At 68.8% G+C, this 15171-nt stretch carries 15 protein-coding genes; 4 read left to right on the top strand and 11 right to left on the bottom strand.

What is annotated here, in order from left to right:
* Positions 1–8 precede the first annotated feature (8 nt).
* Positions 9–791 (bottom strand): hydroxypyruvate isomerase, encoded by a 783-nt coding sequence (gene hyi, locus AC3WOH_RS17915; protein ID WP_492230654.1) that lies wholly within the window; start codon positions 789–791, stop codon positions 9–11.
* A gap of 24 nt (positions 792–815) precedes the next feature.
* Complete coding sequence (gcl, locus tag AC3WOH_RS17910) at positions 816–2612, bottom strand: glyoxylate carboligase (protein ID WP_492230652.1); 1797 nt, start codon at positions 2610–2612, stop codon at positions 816–818.
* 145 nt (positions 2613–2757) lie between these two features.
* Here gcl and AC3WOH_RS17905 point away from each other — a divergent pair, with 145 nt between their 5' ends.
* Both AC3WOH_RS17905 and AC3WOH_RS17900 read left to right on the top strand, forming a co-directional pair.
* The gene (locus tag AC3WOH_RS17905) at positions 2758–3681 is read left to right on the top strand and encodes a LysR family transcriptional regulator (protein ID WP_492230650.1); all 924 of its coding nucleotides are present in this window, start codon (positions 2758–2760) and stop codon (positions 3679–3681) included.
* A gap of 183 nt (positions 3682–3864) precedes the next feature.
* A complete protein-coding gene (locus AC3WOH_RS17900; RefSeq protein ID WP_492230648.1) occupies positions 3865–5079 on the top strand; it encodes a pyridoxal phosphate-dependent aminotransferase in 1215 nt (404 codons plus the stop codon).
* 6 nt (positions 5080–5085) lie between these two features.
* Here AC3WOH_RS17900 and maiA read toward each other — a convergent pair whose 3' ends face one another.
* From maiA to AC3WOH_RS17870, 6 genes are all read right to left on the bottom strand, one after another.
* Positions 5086–5739 (bottom strand): maleylacetoacetate isomerase, encoded by a 654-nt coding sequence (gene maiA, locus AC3WOH_RS17895; protein WP_492230646.1) that lies wholly within the window; start codon positions 5737–5739, stop codon positions 5086–5088.
* Between the two features lie 17 nt (positions 5740–5756).
* Positions 5757–6086, bottom strand: a complete 330-nt coding sequence (locus tag AC3WOH_RS17890) for a non-heme iron oxygenase ferredoxin subunit (RefSeq protein ID WP_492230644.1) — start codon at positions 6084–6086, stop codon at positions 5757–5759.
* A gap of 277 nt (positions 6087–6363) precedes the next feature.
* Positions 6364–6834, bottom strand: coding sequence for an aromatic-ring-hydroxylating dioxygenase subunit beta (locus AC3WOH_RS17885; protein ID WP_492230642.1), 471 nt, complete (start codon positions 6832–6834; stop codon positions 6364–6366).
* 1 nt (position 6835) lies between these two features.
* On the bottom strand, positions 6836–8098 hold the full coding sequence (locus AC3WOH_RS17880) for an aromatic ring-hydroxylating dioxygenase subunit alpha (protein ID WP_492230640.1): 1263 nt from the start codon (positions 8096–8098) through the stop codon (positions 6836–6838).
* 38 nt (positions 8099–8136) lie between these two features.
* Positions 8137–9189 carry a gentisate 1,2-dioxygenase gene (gtdA, locus tag AC3WOH_RS17875; protein ID WP_492230639.1) on the bottom strand — a complete coding sequence of 351 codons (1053 nt, stop codon included), beginning with the start codon at positions 9187–9189 and terminating at the stop codon, positions 8137–8139.
* 17 nt (positions 9190–9206) lie between these two features.
* Complete coding sequence (locus AC3WOH_RS17870) at positions 9207–10199, bottom strand: 2Fe-2S iron-sulfur cluster-binding protein (protein WP_492230637.1); 993 nt, start codon at positions 10197–10199, stop codon at positions 9207–9209.
* Positions 10200–10322: 123 nt separating this feature from the next.
* Between AC3WOH_RS17870 and AC3WOH_RS17865 the strand changes: the two genes are divergently transcribed.
* Complete coding sequence (locus AC3WOH_RS17865) at positions 10323–11249, top strand: LysR family transcriptional regulator (protein WP_492230635.1); 927 nt, start codon at positions 10323–10325, stop codon at positions 11247–11249.
* A 47-nt stretch (positions 11250–11296) separates the two neighbouring features.
* Here AC3WOH_RS17865 and AC3WOH_RS17860 read toward each other — a convergent pair whose 3' ends face one another.
* Positions 11297–12088: a fumarylacetoacetate hydrolase family protein gene (locus AC3WOH_RS17860; protein ID WP_492230633.1), complete on the bottom strand. Its 792-nt coding sequence runs from the start codon at positions 12086–12088 to the stop codon at positions 11297–11299.
* 130 nt (positions 12089–12218) lie between these two features.
* Here AC3WOH_RS17860 and AC3WOH_RS17855 point away from each other — a divergent pair, with 130 nt between their 5' ends.
* Entirely contained in the window at positions 12219–13139 is a 921-nt protein-coding gene (locus tag AC3WOH_RS17855; RefSeq protein ID WP_492230632.1) for a helix-turn-helix transcriptional regulator, read from the top strand.
* Positions 13140–13142: 3 nt separating this feature from the next.
* Here the strand turns inward: AC3WOH_RS17855 and AC3WOH_RS17850 are convergent, their stop codons facing one another.
* The gene (locus tag AC3WOH_RS17850) at positions 13143–14171 is read right to left on the bottom strand and encodes an Ldh family oxidoreductase (protein ID WP_492230630.1); all 1029 of its coding nucleotides are present in this window, start codon (positions 14169–14171) and stop codon (positions 13143–13145) included.
* Positions 14168–15157 (bottom strand): tripartite tricarboxylate transporter substrate binding protein, encoded by a 990-nt coding sequence (locus AC3WOH_RS17845; RefSeq protein ID WP_492230628.1) that lies wholly within the window; start codon positions 15155–15157, stop codon positions 14168–14170. The genes AC3WOH_RS17850 and AC3WOH_RS17845 overlap by 4 nt, the downstream gene beginning before the upstream one ends.
* Positions 15158–15171: the final 14 nt, after the last annotated feature.

Raw genomic sequence — 15171 nt, 5'->3', positions numbered from 1 at the left:
CTTGAAAATCATGCGTGGGTCAGGGCTTCGCGCCAGCCCAGGCCGGCCTCGGTGGTGGTGGCGGGTTTGTATTCGCAGCCGATCCAGCCCGTGTAGCCGATGGCGTCGATGTGCTGGAACAGCCAGGCGTAGTTGATTTCACCGGTGCCCGGCTCGTTGCGGCCCGGGTTGTCGGCCAGCTGGATGTGGCCGATGCGCGGCAGGTGTTTCTGCAGCGTGGCGGCCAGCTCGCCCTCCATGCGCTGCGCGTGGTAGATGTCGTACTGCACGAAGGCGTTGCTGGCATCCACCTCGTCCAGCAGGGAGAGTGCCTGGGCCGTGGTGTTCACGAAGAAGCCGGGGATGTCGTAGGTGTTGATGGGCTCGACCAAGAGGCGCAGCCCGGCCTGGCGCAGTTCCTGCGCGGCAAAGCGCAGGTTCTCCACCAGCGTGCGGCGCAGCAGTGCGGGGTCTGCCCCCTCGGGGGCCTTGCCGGCCAGGCAGTTGAGTTGCTGCACGCCCAGGGCATGGGCATAGGCGATGGCCTGGGCCACGCCTTCGCGGAACTCGGCCTCGCGCCCGGGCAGGCAGGCGATGCCGCGCTCGCCCGCACCCCAGTCGCCTGCGGGCAGGTTGTGCAGCACCAGCTGCAGGCCATGGGCATCGAGCTGGGCGCGGATCTCCTCGGCCGGCCAGGCATAGGGAAACAGGAATTCGACGGCCGTGAAGCCGGCGCGCGCGGCGGCGCCGAAGCGGTCGATGAAGGGCAGCTCGGTGAAGAGCATGGTCAGGTTGGCGGCAAAGCGGGGCATGTGGGTGTCTCCTTGCGAATCTGTTCAGTCGAGCAGGCCGGCGAGTTCCAGCCCGGCGCGGCCGCCGGGGTGGCGGCAGTCGATGTCTTCGAACTCCTTGACCTGGTCGATCTCGGTGCCCATGGCGATGTTGGTGACCTTCTCCAGGATCACCTCCACCACCACCGGCACCCGGTGCTCGCGCGCCAGGGCCTGGGCTTCCTTCAGGGCGCCGGCGATCTGCTCGGGGTCGGTCACACGCAGGCAGCGGCAGCCCAGGCCCTGCACCACCGTCTGGTGGTCCACGCCGTAGCCGCGCAGGTCGCCCTCGCCGGGCGGAACGTTCTGGTTCTCGAACGCGAGCTGCACGCAGTAGTCCATGTCGAAGCCGCGCTGCGCCTGGCGGATCAGGCCCAGGTAGCTGTTGTTCACCAGCACCTGCACATAGGGCAGGTTGAACTGCGCGCCCACGGCCAGCTCTTCCATCAAAAACTGGAAGTCGTAGTCGCCCGACAGGCCCACCACCGTGCGCGTGGGGTCGGCCGCCACCACGCCCAGCGCGGCGGGAATGGTCCAGCCCAGCGGGCCGGCCTGGCCGCAGTTGATCCACTGGCGCGGGCCGTAGACATGCAAGAACTGCGCGCCGGCGATCTGGCTCAGGCCGATGGTGCTCACGTAGACGGTGTCGCGCGGGAAGGCGGCGTTCATCTCCTCGTACACGCGCATGGGCTTGATGGGCGTTTCGGTGAAGTGCGACTTGCGGTGCATCAGCGCCTTGCGCTCGGCGCAGCGGCCGGCCCAGTCGCTGCGCTCGGGCAGGCCGCGCGCGTCCCGGCGCTCGCGCGCCACCTGCACCAGCAGCTGCAGCGCGGCGCGCGCATCGCTCACGATGCCGAAGTCGGGATTGAACACGCGACCGATCTGCGTGGGCTCGATGTCGATGTGCACGAAGGTGCGGCCCTTGCAGTACACCTCGGGCGAGCCCGTGTGCCGGTTGGCCCAGCGGTTGCCGATGCCCATCACGAAGTCGCTGGCCAGCAAGGTGGCGTTGCCGTAGCGGTGGCTGGTCTGCAGGCCGCACATGCCGGCCATGAGCGGGTGGTCGTCGGGGATGGTGCCCCAGCCCATGAGTGTGGGGATCACGGGCACGCCGGTCAGCTCGGCAAACTCCACCAGCAGGTCGGCTGCGTCGGCGTTGATGATGCCGCCGCCGGCCACGATCAGCGGGCGTTCGGCGGCTTCCAGCATGTCCAGCGCCTTCTCCACCTGCTTGCGCGTGGCTGCGGGCTTGTAAACCGGCAGCGGCTCGTAGGTGTCGATGTCGAACTCGATCTCGGCCATCTGCACGTCGAAGGGCAGGTCGATCAGCACCGGCCCGGGGCGGCCCGAGCGCATCAGGTGGAAGGCCTGCTGGAAGGTGCGCGGCACCAGGGCGGGCTCACGCACCGTCACGCTCCACTTGGTGACCGGCTTGGAAATGGATTCGATGTCCACCGCCTGGAAGTCTTCCTTGTAGAGGCGGGCACGCGGCGCCTGGCCGGTGATGCACAGGATGGGAATGCTGTCGGCGCTGGCCGAGTACAGTCCCGTGACCATGTCGGTGCCGGCCGGCCCGCTGGTGCCCACGCACACGCCGATGTTGCCGGCTTTGGCGCGGGTGTAGCCCTCGGCCATGTGCGAGGCGGCCTCGACGTGGCGCGCCAGGATGTGGGTGAGCGACTGGCGTTCGCGCAGCGCGGCGTACAGCGGGTTGATCGCTGCGCCGGGTACGCCGAAGAGCTGGGTGATGCCCTCCTTTTCCATCACCAGAACGGCGGCCATGGCGGCCTTCATCTTTGCCATTGCGGGGTCTCCTGTCAGGGGTTTGCGAAAGTGATGGACTGGATGCTCCGCCCAATGGCCGCGGCCCGGAACCCGCATCCAGGGCATTAGCGTTATTCCCTTTTGGAATGCAATCGGCGGCAGGGCGCTGCCCATAATCGATTCCATGGATCGCCTTCTCGGAGTCAAACTGTTCGTGCGTGTGGTCGACCTGGGCTCGTTCAGCAAGGCCGCGGCCGAGATGGGCGTGGGCCAGCCCTCGGCCACCAAGCTCGTGGCCCAGCTCGAAAAGCAGCTGGGCTCGCGCCTGCTGCACCGCAGCACGCGCGGCGTCTCGCCCACCGAGATCGGCCGCCTGTACTACGACAAGTGCAAGCTCATCACCCACCATGTCGAAGAGGCCGAGACCGTGGCCGCGCTGCTGCAATCGCAGGTGCAGGGGGGCTTGCGCATCAGCACCTCGGTGGCCTTCGGGCGGCGCGTGCTGGTGCCGCTGGTGATGCGCTTCATGCGCGAGAACCCGCGCCTGCAGATCGACCTGGTCTTCGAGGACCGCTATGTGAACCTGGTGGAGCAGGGCATCGACGTCGCCATCCGCATGGGGCGCCTGGCCGATTCGACGCTGGGGGCACGCTACCTGGGGCTCAACCCCTGGGTGCTGGTGGCCTCGCCCGGCTACCTGGCGCAGCACGGCATGCCAGCCACGCCGGAAGACCTGGCGCGGCACGATGCGCTGATCTACAGCACCGTGCAGGGCGATGCGCGCTGGCACTTCAGCAACGGCACGGGCGTGGCGCATGCGGTGCCGGTGGCGGGCCCGCTGCGCTCCAACAACCTCTCGGCGCTGCTGGCCGCCGCGCGCGGCGGCATGGGCATTGCGGCGCTGCCAACCTATGTGGCGCACAGTTCGCTCGAAGGCTGTGCCGTCGTGCCCCTGCTGCCCGGCTGGACCCTGCCGCCGCAGGAGATCCATGCCGTCTACCCCTCGCCGCGCATGGTGCCGGCCAAGGTGGTGAGCTTCATCGAATGGCTGCAGCAGCAGATGGGGGAGCGCTGGTGGGAAATACAGGGTGGCGATCAAGCACCTTGAAATGAAGCACCCCCTGAGGCGCTTCGCGCCTTCACCCCTCTCTCGACTCGCTGCGCGAGTCGGGAGGGGGACGCCCCCAGCGCGGCGGGGCGGCCCTTGCGCGGGGGCACTGGCCTCGGTCGCGCCAGTTTCATGCACGGCGATTGACGCGTAGCGCAGTGGGCGGGCGAAAAGAGGCTACGCTTGTGGGTCCTTCACCGATTTGCTGCGGGCGCACCGCTTTTTCCGACCATGCGTGAGACCATAGAGACCCTTGAACCTTCCATGATCCGCGAGGTCGCCAATGCCGGCCTGGGCCGCGACGATGTGCTGGCCTTCTGGTTCGGCGAGAGCGACGAGGTCACGCCCGAGGTGGTGCGCAACGCGGCCATCGCATCGCTGCAGCGCGGCGAGACCTTCTACAGCCACAACCTGGGCCTGCCCGCGCTGCGCGAAGCGGTGGCGCGCTACACCAGCGCCCTGCACCCGGCGGTGGACGCGGGCCGCATCGCGATCACCTCCGGCGGGGTCAGCGCGCTCATGCTGGCCGTGCAAACCCTGGTGGATGCGGGCGACGAGGTGGTGGTGGTCACGCCCGTGTGGCCCAACCTGGTGGCGCAGCCGGTGATCCTGGGCGCGCGGGTGCGCACCTTGCCGCTCACGGCCACCGACGGGCAATGGGGCTTGGACCTGGATGCGCTGTGCCAGGCCGTGACCGCCAAGACCCGGCTGCTCATCCTCAACGCGCCCAACAACCCCACGGGCTGGACGCTCACGCGCGCGGAGCAGCAGCGCATCCTGGACCACTGCCGCAGCACGGGCACCTGGATCCTGGCCGACGAGGTCTACGAGCGCCTGTACTACGAGCCCACCGAGAACCGCTGCGCGCCGAGCTTCCTGGACATCGCCCGCCCCGACGACCGGCTGGTGGTGGCGCACAGTTTTTCCAAGAGCTTTCTCATGACCGGCTGGCGCCTGGGCTGGCTGGTGCTGCCACCCGCGCTGGTGGACGGCATCGCCAAGGTCATCGAGTTCAACACCTCGTGCGCCAGCGTGTTCACCCAGCGCGCGGGCCTGGCCGCGCTGGAGCACAGTGCCGAGATCACGCCGCGCGTGGTGGCCCATCTGCAGACCTGCCGCGACACGCTGGTGCCGCTCCTGGCCCAGGTGCCGGGCGTGAAAGTGGCGGCGGCGCGCGGCGGCATGTACGCCTTCTTCCAGATCGAGGGCGTCGCCGATTCGCTGGCCCTGGCCAAGCGCCTGGTGGCCGAGGCCGGCCTGGGCCTGGCCCCTGGCAATGCCTTCGGCGCCGAGGCGCAGGGCTGGCTGCGCTGGTGCTTTGCCTCGCAAGACCCGGCGCGCCTGGTCGAGGGCGTGCGCCGCCTGCGCACCTGGCTGGAGGCCAACCCGGTGCGCTGATCCCGGTTACTGGGCGTCCGGCTGTGCCGAGGGGTGCGCCTGCTGGAAGGCCGGCAGCGCCTGGCAGCGCGCGTCGATGGCCACGAGCGTGGGGTAGGGCGACAGGTCCACCTCGAAGCGGCGGGCGTTGAAGATCTGGGGCACCAGGCAGCAGTCGGCCAGGGTGGGCGTGTCGCCAAAGCAGAACTGCCCGGCGCCGCTGCCGGCGGCGGTGAGTTCGGTCTCCAGCGCCGCAAAGCCCTCGGCGATCCAGTGCTTGATCCAGTCGTTCTTGGCGGCCTCGGGCACACCCAGCGTGCCGCTCAGGTACTTGAGCACGCGCAGGTTGTTGAGCGGGTGGATCTCGCAGGCCACCACCAGCGCGAGCTGGCGCACGCGCGCGCGGTCGGCGGCGTTGGCGGGCAGCAGCGGCGTGCCGGGGTATGTCTCTTCCAGGTATTCGAGGATGGCCAGCGACTGGCTCACGCGCATGCCGTCTTCGCCGAACACCGGCACCAGGCCCTGCGGGTTGATGGCCTTGTACTCGGGCTTCAGTTGCTCGCCCCCGTCGCGCACCAGGTGCACGGGGATCTGCGTGGCCGTGAGGCCCTTGAGGTGAAGGGCGATGCGCACCCGGTAGGCGGCCGAGCTGCGGAAGTAGGTATAGAGAATGCGGTCCATGGGCGGAATGATAGGCCTTAGCCGAGCGCCAGATACACCCGGCCGCCGTCGATGCGCACCGGGTAGGTGCGCACCGCCTCGGTCACGGGCTGGCAGGTGGGCGCGCCGCTGCGCACGTCGAACTTGCCCTGGTGCAGCGGGCACTCGATCTCGTGCCCGTCCAGGAATCCGTCGCACAGGCGCGCATGGCCGTGGGTGCACAGGTTGTCGGTGGCGTAGACGCTGCCGTCCACGCCGTAGAGCGCGATGTCGCGGCCGTCCACGGCCAGGCCGATGACATCGTCCTGCGGCACCTCATCGAAGGCGGCCGCATCGGTCCATTGCAGGGTGGTGGTGTCGGTGCTCATGGTCGGTGTCCTAGTCCACTGAAACGGAGAAATCGGCTGTGCGCCGGGGTGGCAGCGGGTGCAGCGCAAGGCGCGGGCTGCAGCCAAGGCTGGTCGCCTTGGCAAAGACCGCAACGCCGCGATGCGCCTGCTGCCACCCCGGCCCGAAGGGTGAGGGCCTGGCAGGGCCGCACTCGTCGTTGCCGTGCTCGCCGGGTGTGCAACCCGACTGCGCCCGCCGCCTAGATTGCGGCCCTGTCAGACCCTCACGCATAGTCGATTTCTCCGTTTCAGCGGACTAAATGGGGTAGATGATCGAGTTGGGGATCATTTCGCTGTCGAAGACAGCGAGCTTCTTCGCGAACTTCAGGCCCTCTGGCGTGTGCACCACCTCGTCGATGTAGCGCCCGGTGTTGAACACCGTGGACGCCTGCGACAGCTTGGTGCGCAGCACGGCGTAGTTGGCTTCGCAGTGGATGCGCTCGCCCTCCACCCGGCGCACCACGGGCGCGCCGATGATGTGGCGCTGGTAGTAGGGGTCGTGGAACAGGGTCTCCTTGATGCCGTAGACCCTGTCCCGCAGCATGCCCTTGCTCTCGAACGACAGGGTGGCCAGCGGAAAGCCGCGCTCATGGTTCTCGCGCGGCTGCAGGCGGTAGCTGCAGTCCTCGGTGAAGAAGCCGGGCCACAGGTCCCAGTCGCCCGAATCCACGGCGCTGGCGTAGTCGGCGTAGAGCTGGGTCAGGGCATAGTAGGTGGGGAAATCCATCTCAGTCCTCCATCACTTCACGCCAGTACTGGTACATGCCGCGGATCAGCGTTTCGGTCACCATGTGGTCGGTGTCCCCGACATCGCGCCCGCCCAGCTCGGCCAGTGCGCGGTGAAAGGGCTTTTGCTCGAAGCCCTGCTGCGAGAACTCGATCACCTCGCCGTCGTCGGCCGAGACGAATCCTGCCGGCCCGAACAGGTTGGCCTGGCGCAGGCGGCGCTGGGTCATCTCCTCGGTGTCGTCTGCAAAGCCGAAGTGCGTCCACACGAAGTCGAAGGCGCCATGGCCCGCAGGCTGGATATGGCGCGTGGAGACGCTGTTGACCTGCTGCTGCAGGATGACGCTGGGGAACAAGGTCATCATCACCGCCGTGGGTCCGCCCCACCAGGGCTCGGGCACGATATCGAGGAAGCGTGGGTCTTCGAGCTGCATGCTTTCCTTGAAGCTCGACACCTGTGTGACCTGGCCGGCCTTGCCCGCCTGGCCGCGCGTGGACACCATGGCCGCATGGCGGTGGTGCGCATCCATCTTGAGCTCGCTCTTGTTGTCCGCGCGCCAGAGCCCGAAGGTCACGAACCAGGTGTGCAGCAGCCCGGGGTGGTAGGGGTCCTTGATGTTCTCCTGCATCAGCTTCCAGTTGCCGGGAATGCGCTGGCGGCTGTAGCCCAGCAGGGTGAGCGGGCGGCCGTTGAACAGGCGGTCGAAGTAGGAGAGGATCTCGGGCCCGAGGAAATCCTCGAACGGTTCCACCGTGTGGTCGAAGGATGCGAACACCACACCGCCGCGCGTGGCCACCTTGAGCCGGTTGAGCCCATGGTCGGCCGGGTTGAAGTCGGCCGGCATGCCGCCATGGACCTTGCCATCCTGCTTCACACCGCGGCGAAACGGCACGCCCTGCAGCTCGCCTTTCAAGGTGTAGTTCCACTGGTGGTAGGGGCAGACCAGCTCCTTGCGGTTGCCCGAGCGCTCGCGGCAGAACTGCATGCCCCGGTGGGCGCAGACGTTCTCGATCACGTTGATGCCGCCCTCGGCATCGCGCACCATGACGACAGAGCGCTCGCCGATCGCTGTGCGCTTGAAGTCACCGGCGTTCGGTATCTCGGCTTCGAGGCCCACGTAGCACCAGTGCTTCTGGTAGAAGAAGCGCTCGAGTTCCTTGCGGTGCAGTTCCTCGTCGGTGTAGACCTTGAAGGGAATGCGGCTGGTGCCCGGGCCCTCCCACCGGGCCTGTGCCGGAAAGACCGTGCTGGGGTCGCTGCTCATGTCTGTCTCCTTGTTTGCTTGTTTCTTTTGGGGCCGCGTCAGAGCCGCTCTTCGCGCCACAGGCCCAGGGCCTTTTGCACGGGGCGGTCGGAGTACGAGAAGAGCACGGTGTCAGCCCGCGCGCGCAGCGCCAGCGTGTGCCAGGAGGGCACCACGAACACATCGCGCTCCTCGAAGGGGATCACCTGGCCTTCGATCTCGGCCTCGCCGCCGCCCTCCAGGCAGACGTACACCGTGCCATCGGTGCAGCGGCAGGGGCGGGTGGCGAAACCGGCCTGCAGGTACTGGGCGAAGGTGCCCAGGGTGGGCATGGGCGATGCGCCCGTGGCCGGGTTCACGAAGCGCTGCTTGAAGCCCAGGTGCGCATCGGGCATGCCTTGGGCCAGGGTCTGCAGCGCCGCGCGGGTCTGGGCGTAGGGGTAGAGAAAGAGCCGGGTCGGATCGCCCGGGCGCGGGCTTTCTTCGTCCACGGGCAGCATGTTCGCGCCGTAGCGCGCCAGGGCATCGCCCTCAGGCCGCTCCACGCCCTGCGACTTCGCGATAGATTTTTCGGCAAAGCCCGCGTCCAGAAAGCGCACCAGCGGAATATCGAGCCCGTCGAGCCAGACCACGGGCTCGCTGCCCAGGTTGCCGTGGTCGTGCCAGGTCCAGGCCGGGGTGATGATGAAGTCGCCGCGGCGCATGGTCACGCGCTCGCCGTTCACCGCCGTGTAGGCACCGTCGCCATCCAGCACCAGGCGCAGGGCCGACTGGGTGTGGCGGTGCGCGGGCGCCACCTCGCCCGGCAGGATGAGCTGCAGCCCCGCGTACAGCGACTGCGTGATGCACGACTGCCCGCGCAGGCCCGGGTTCTCCAGGATCAGCACGCGGCGCTCGGCCTCCTCGGCGCTGATCAGCCGGCCCGCCTCCATCACCTGGTCGCGCACGGCCGCATAGGACCAGTGGTGCGGCACGGCGGGCGAACGCGGCCGGGGCGGAACCAGCGCGCCCAGCACCTCCCACAGCGGGGTCATGCTGTCGCCGCCGATGCGCTCGTAGTAGGCCTTGCGCGCGGTCAGGGTTTCGGCGGAGTGGGTGCGGGGCTGTTCCATGGAGCTTCCTTGAGCGGTCAGGTTCCGCTCGCGTAAAAGGCATCTGCGTAGATGTGCGCGGGAAGGACGCCCAGGCGGCGCACCAGCAGCGCGGTGGCCTCGACCATCGGGGGCGCGCCGCACAGGTAGGCGCGAAAGCCGGCCAGGCTTGGCCAGTCCGCGGCGATGGCCTCGGTGACCAGGCCGCTGCGGGAGCCCGGGGCACGGCCCGAGGCCAGCACGGTGTGCACCGTGAGGGCGGGGTGCGCGCGCTGCAGCGCGGCCAGCCAGTCCATGCCGTAGACGTCGCGTTCCGAGCGCACGCCGAAGTACAGGTGCACCGGACTCTGCATGCCCGCCGCGAGCGCGCCGCGCACGATGGACAGGATGGGCGCCAGGCCCGTGCCGCCCGCCACGCAGAGCATGGGGCCTTCGTGCCGGCGGCGCAGGTAGGCAGACCCCAGCGGGCCGCTCACGCGCACGGCGTCGCCCACCTTCAGATCCTGGGCGATGTATCCGGTGACGCGCCCCTCGGGCACCAGCCGCACGTGGAACTCCAGCGCGCCATCGCCGGCCAGCCCGGCCATGGAATAGGGGCGCGCATGCGCGGGCGTGAACTGCAGCTGTGCGTACTGGCCCGGAGAAAAGTCGAGCGGCTTGGCGGGCTGCAGGCGAATGCGCTTGATGTCGTGCGTGGCGTCCTCGATGGCGAGCACCGTGGCCTTGAGCGTGCGCGCCGTGTGCACCACCACCTCGTCGGGCTCGGCGATCTCCACCGTGCAGGGTTCGGTCACAAAGGTCTGGCAGGCCAGGACATGGCCATCTTCATCCGCCCCCACGGCCGGTGGGCGCTGCAGCTCGCGGCCGGCATCGAGCACCGTACCCTGCACCACCTTGCAGCGGCAGGTGCCGCAGCGCCCGGCCATGCAGCTGTACGACACCGGTACGTCATGGGCGCGCAGCGCCTCCAGCAGGTTCACGCCGGGGGCGACATGCAGGGTGCGCCCCAGTGGGCGGACATGGATTTCCATCGTGCGTTGTCTCTTGTCGTCGCAATGTTCTTGTGCGACGGATGATCCAGGGCACCCGAAAATCAGTCAACGCGATGGGGTGAATGTTGAATATCATTGAAATCAATATTCGCGGGACCCGCCATGGAACTCAAGGACATCGACCTCAACCTGCTGGTGGTCTTCAACCAGCTGCTGGCCGAGCGCAAGGTCTCCAAGGTGGCCGAGAACCTGGGCCTGGGCCAGCCCGCGGTGAGCAATGCGCTGGCGCGGCTGCGCCGGCAGTTCGACGACCCATTGTTCCTGCGCACCGCCAGCGGCATGCAGCCCACGCCGTTTGCCGAGCAACTGGCCGAATCGGTGGGCTATGCGCTGGGCATGATCCATGGCGCGGTGAATGCGCGCAACGCCTTCGACCCCGCCAGCAGCCAGCGCAGCTTCACCGTGGGCATGACCGATATCGGCGAGATCTATTTTTTGCCGCAGCTCATGCAGCGTATCGGTGAGATGGCCCCGGGCGTAGCCATCAGCACGGTGCGCAACACCGCGGTCAACCTCAAGGATGCGATGGAGGCCGGCCAGGTGGACCTGGCCATCGGCCTGTTGCCGCAGCTCAAGGCCGGCTTCTTCCAGCGCCGGCTGTTTGAGCAGGACTATGTGGTGCTGCTGCGCCAGGGCCACCGGCTGGCGCAGCGCCGCCCGCTGCGCGTGGCCGACTTCTTTGCGGCCGAGCATGTGGCCATCGTCTCGACCGGCACGGGCCACGGCCAGGTCGACGAGATCCTGGACCGCCACGCGCCCCAGCGGCGCGTGAAGCTCCAGGTACCGCACTTCGTGGCCATCGGCCACATCCTGCAGTCCTCCGACCTCATCGCCACCGTGCCCGAACGGCTGGCCGCGCGCATGGTGGCGCCCTTCGGGCTGGTGGCGCGGCCGCATCCGGTGAAGCTGCCGCGCATTGCCATCAACCTGTTCTGGCATGCCAAGTACCACAAGGACCCCGCCAACCAGTGGCTGCGCACCCTGGTGTTCGACCTGCACTCGGACTATGCAGGGCAGGCGCCCGGCTGAATTCAGTGGCGCAATCCTCCTTGGGGCGCGCAGCGCCCCAGGGGGCATCAAACAATGCGGAGTTTCAGGTTCGGAAAGCGGTCGATGTGGATCTCGATCTCGTCGCCCTTCACGACCGGGCCCACGTTCTCGGGCGTGCCCGAGTAGATGATGTCGCCGGGCTTGAGCTCGAAGGCGCGCGACAGGCGGCTGATCTGCTCGGCCACCGACCAGATCATGTGCTGCAGCGTGGCGCTTTGCTTGGTCGTGCCGTTGACCTTGAGCCAGATATCGCCGCTGGTGATGTGGCCCACCTGGCTCACCGGGTAGAGCGGGCCCACGGGCGCAGACTGGTCGAAGGCCTTGCCGATCTCCCAGGGCTTCTTCTGGTCGCCCATTTCGCGCTGCAGGTCGCGGCGCGTCATGTCCAGGCCCAGCGAATAGCCGAACACGTGGTCCAGCGCCTTCTCGACCGGAATGTCGCGCCCGCCCTTGGCGAGGGCCACGACCAGTTCCACCTCGTAGTGGTAGTTCTTGGTGAGCGTGGGGTAGGCATGGTCGGCCACCACGCCGGGCTGCACGAACTGGATCGCGTCGGCCGGCTTCTGGAAGAAGAAGGGCGGTTCGCGCGTCGGGTCCGAGCCCATCTCGCGCGCGTGGGCGGCGTAGTTGCGGCCGATGCAGTAGACGCGGCGTACGGGGAACACCTGGTCGCTGCCTACGATGGGGATGGTGGTCTGCGGCAGGTCGAAGGGGGTGGCGGCGGCCTTGCTGGCGCCTGCGGGCAGGGCGCAGCCGGCAACGGCGCCGGTGGCGAGGAGGGCGGAATGGGTCAAGATATTGCGTCGGGGTTGGTCCATGGTGTCTTGTCTCCTTGGGTTCTTGTAGTGATGCGCCATGGATTGTTGGTGCGCTTGGCGGGCGCAACTTGCACGCATCTACGGCCAAACCGGACTGGGCCACCACTGCGCCAGCAGCTACCATGGGCGCATGCCCTCGCCGCCCCGTCCCAACGCCCATGCCCGCCTGTACGGCATGCAGGAGCGTGCCGAGCACCTGGATTTCGACATCCGCTTCCAGGGCGCGCGCGACGTGCTCAGCCGGCCGCACCGGCACGAGTATTTCCAGATCCAGGTGAGCCTCGAAGGCGGTGACCAGCAGGTGGTGGGCACGGCCACCAGGCCCTTCGGCACGGGCACGCTGAGCTTTGTGCTGCCCTACCGCATGCACGTGGTGCCGCACCCGGTGGGCGCGCGCTACGCCATCATCAATTTCGACCAGCGCTTTCTCTGGCCCGAGCTCGACGTGCCCGCGCTCGACCTGGAGGACGTGGCCATGGCGCAGCACCCGGAGCTCGCGCCCTTTCTGTTCCAGGAGCAGCTGGATTTCACCTTCAGCCCCGAGGACTTTGCGCAGATCCGCCAGTGGCTCGATGCGCTGGTGGCCTACAACCAGCCGCGCACGCTGGGTTCGGCGGCCAGCATCCGCGGCACCCTGCTGCAGCTGCTGGGCCTGGTCTGCGCGCGCTTTGCTGCCGACCTGCACGCCCAGGCCGCGCGCCACCACCGGCAGGGCGGCGTGCACCACGATGCGTTGCAGCGCGCGCTGCGCCACCTGCGCGAGCATTCGCACGAGGACATTGCGCTCACCGACACGGCAGCGGCCGTGGCGCTGTCGCCCAACTACCTGGCCCACCTGCTCAAGAAGCAGACCGGACGCACCTTCACCGAGCTCTTGACCGAACGGCGCCTGGAGCATGCGCGCGAGCTGCTGACCGGCTCCGACACGCTGATCCGCGAGATCGCGCACCAGAGCGGCTTCCATGACGAGGCCTATTTCAGCCGCCGCTTCCGGCAGGACGTGGGCGTGACCCCGCGCCAGTTCCGCCAGCAGGCCCGCAGCCGCGGCTGAGCCTCACACGGGAACTGGGAGGCCCGCGCGGTCGCCCAGCGCGTGCAGCTCGGCGCGCAAGCCCGGCGGCAGCGGAATGCCGTCACGGCTGCGCTGCTGTTCGCACGCGGCCTGGCGCTGGCCCGGGTAGCGTGCGCCGGGGCCGCCGGCCTGCAAATAGGTCTGCAGCCAGGTCGCCACGCTGGCATCGAAGGCTTCGCGTCCCGTGGCCAGCGCGGGGTTGACCACCAGGGCAAAGGCGCTGGCATCGGCCGCGGAGCCTGCGGTGCCGGACGCGGCGTCGGCCGGCGCAATGAGTCCGCCCATGCTCGTGGCCAGGCATTCCACCAGCATGGCCAGACCCAGGCCCTTGTGGCCGCTCATGGGCTGCATGGCGCCCTGCAGCGCCAGGGCCGGGTCGGTCGTGGGTTGGCCGTCGGGGCCCAGGGCCCATTCGGGCGGGATGGTCGCCTGGCCCTCGCGCGCCGCCTGGGCCACATGGCCGCGCGCCACCACGCTGTGAGCCATGTCGAACACCAGCGGCGCCCGGCCCGTGACCGGCAGCGCAAAGGCCAGGGGGTTGTTGCCGATCACCGGGCCGCTGGCGCCGGGCAGGGCCATCACCGGCGGCGTGCGCTGGGCCAGGAGGGCGAAGAAGCCCTGCTCCGCCGCAGCCGCCACGTACACGGCCAGCGCGCCCAGGTGCCCCGTGGCGCGGATGTGGCAGGCCACCAGCGGCTGGTGCTGCGCCCGGGCCATGACTTCTTCGAAAGCATGTGTGGCCACCACCTGGCCCAGGCCGCCGCCGCCATCGCAGCGCAGCCAGCCGGGGGCTGTTTCCTCGGTGCGGGGACGGGCCTGCGCGGTCACTTCGCCGCTGGCCAGCCGGTCGACATAGCCGGGCAGGCGCGCGATGCCATGGGTGTCGATGCCGCGCAGGCTGGTGCGCACCAGCAGCCGTGCGGTGAGCGCGGCGTCGGCGCTGCCAACGCCCTGGGTGGCCAAGACGGCGCCGGCCCAGTCCTGCAGAGCCGTCGCGTCCACCGAACTCATTCCACCGTCACGCCGGCCTTCTTGACCAGGCGGGCATAGCGCTCCTGCTCGGTCTTGAAGAACTGCAGCGAGGCTTCGGGCGACATGGGGTTGATGATGTTCTCCTGCTTGGCCATGGCCTCCTTGGTTTCGGGCATGGCGAAGGCGGCCACCACGGCGCCATGCAGGCGCTTGACTTCGGCGGGCGGCAGCTTGGCCGGGCCGACCACGGCGAACCAGCCGGCCACGTCCACGTCGGGAAAGCCCTGCTCGGCAATCGTCGGCAGATCGGGCAGCGAGGGCACGCGCTGCTTGCCCATGATGCCGATGGCGCGCAGCGAGCCGGCCTTGAGCTGGCCCTGCACGGCGGGCAGGGCCACGGCGCCGATCTCGACCTGGCCGCTCATCAGGTCCGTGACCATGGGGCCCACGCCCTTGTAGGGAATGTGGCGCACGTCCACGCCCGCCGCTTCCATGAACATGGCGCCGGCCAGGTGGATGATGGTGCCGTTGCCCGAGGAGGCGTAGTTGTAGCCATCGGGCTTGGCCTTGAGCAGGGCCTGCAGTTCCTTGGCGTTCTTCGCCGGGATCTTGGGGTTGACCACCAGCACAAAGGGCGTGGCGCCCACCACCGAGATCGGCGTGATGTCGCCCACGGCATCGAACGGCATCTTCTTGAACACGCTGGGGTTGACCACGTGGTTGTTGGACACCACGCCCAGCGTGAGCCCGTCGGCCGGCGCCCGCACGATGACGGAGGCGCCCGTGATGCCGCCGGCACCCGGCAGGTTCTCGATGGCCACGGGTTGGCCGTTCAGCGCCTTGATGAGCTGCGGCGCGGCGGCGCGCATGATGGTGTCCACGCCCGAGCCGGCGCCCACGGGCAGCACCATGCGGATGGGCTTGTCGTTGGCGCGCACGGACACGGCGGCGCCGCACAGCGCCAGGCCGGCGAGCAGCAGGACAGCGCGGCGGCGTTGCAGGAAGGGGAGGGTGGTGGTTGGCATGGTGCTTGTCTCCT

It is taken from the genome of Acidovorax sp. FW305-C-20-28, from assembly GCF_058783375.1.
This window is presented reverse-complemented; position numbering and strand designations above follow the sequence as displayed.

Coding starts and splice junctions, on each gene's coding strand:
- gcl (WP_492230652.1), bottom strand. CDS start 2,612: ATGGCAAAGATGAAGGCCGCCATGGCCGCCGTTCTGGTGATGGAAAAG.
- AC3WOH_RS17860 (WP_492230633.1), bottom strand. CDS start 12,088: ATGGACCAACCCCGACGCAATATCTTGACCCATTCCGCCCTCCTCGCC.
- gtdA (WP_492230639.1), bottom strand. CDS start 9,189: ATGGAACAGCCCCGCACCCACTCCGCCGAAACCCTGACCGCGCGCAAG.
- AC3WOH_RS17845 (WP_492230628.1), bottom strand. CDS start 15,157: ATGCCAACCACCACCCTCCCCTTCCTGCAACGCCGCCGCGCTGTCCTG.
- AC3WOH_RS17870 (WP_492230637.1), bottom strand. CDS start 10,199: ATGGAAATCCATGTCCGCCCACTGGGGCGCACCCTGCATGTCGCCCCC.
- AC3WOH_RS17855 (WP_492230632.1), top strand. CDS start 12,219: ATGCCCTCGCCGCCCCGTCCCAACGCCCATGCCCGCCTGTACGGCATG.
- maiA (WP_492230646.1), bottom strand. CDS start 5,739: ATGGACCGCATTCTCTATACCTACTTCCGCAGCTCGGCCGCCTACCGG.
- AC3WOH_RS17880 (WP_492230640.1), bottom strand. CDS start 8,098: ATGAGCAGCGACCCCAGCACGGTCTTTCCGGCACAGGCCCGGTGGGAG.
- hyi (WP_492230654.1), bottom strand. CDS start 791: ATGCCCCGCTTTGCCGCCAACCTGACCATGCTCTTCACCGAGCTGCCC.
- AC3WOH_RS17890 (WP_492230644.1), bottom strand. CDS start 6,086: ATGAGCACCGACACCACCACCCTGCAATGGACCGATGCGGCCGCCTTC.
- AC3WOH_RS17885 (WP_492230642.1), bottom strand. CDS start 6,834: ATGGATTTCCCCACCTACTATGCCCTGACCCAGCTCTACGCCGACTAC.
- AC3WOH_RS17850 (WP_492230630.1), bottom strand. CDS start 14,171: ATGAGTTCGGTGGACGCGACGGCTCTGCAGGACTGGGCCGGCGCCGTC.
- AC3WOH_RS17865 (WP_492230635.1), top strand. CDS start 10,323: ATGGAACTCAAGGACATCGACCTCAACCTGCTGGTGGTCTTCAACCAG.
- AC3WOH_RS17905 (WP_492230650.1), top strand. CDS start 2,758: ATGGATCGCCTTCTCGGAGTCAAACTGTTCGTGCGTGTGGTCGACCTG.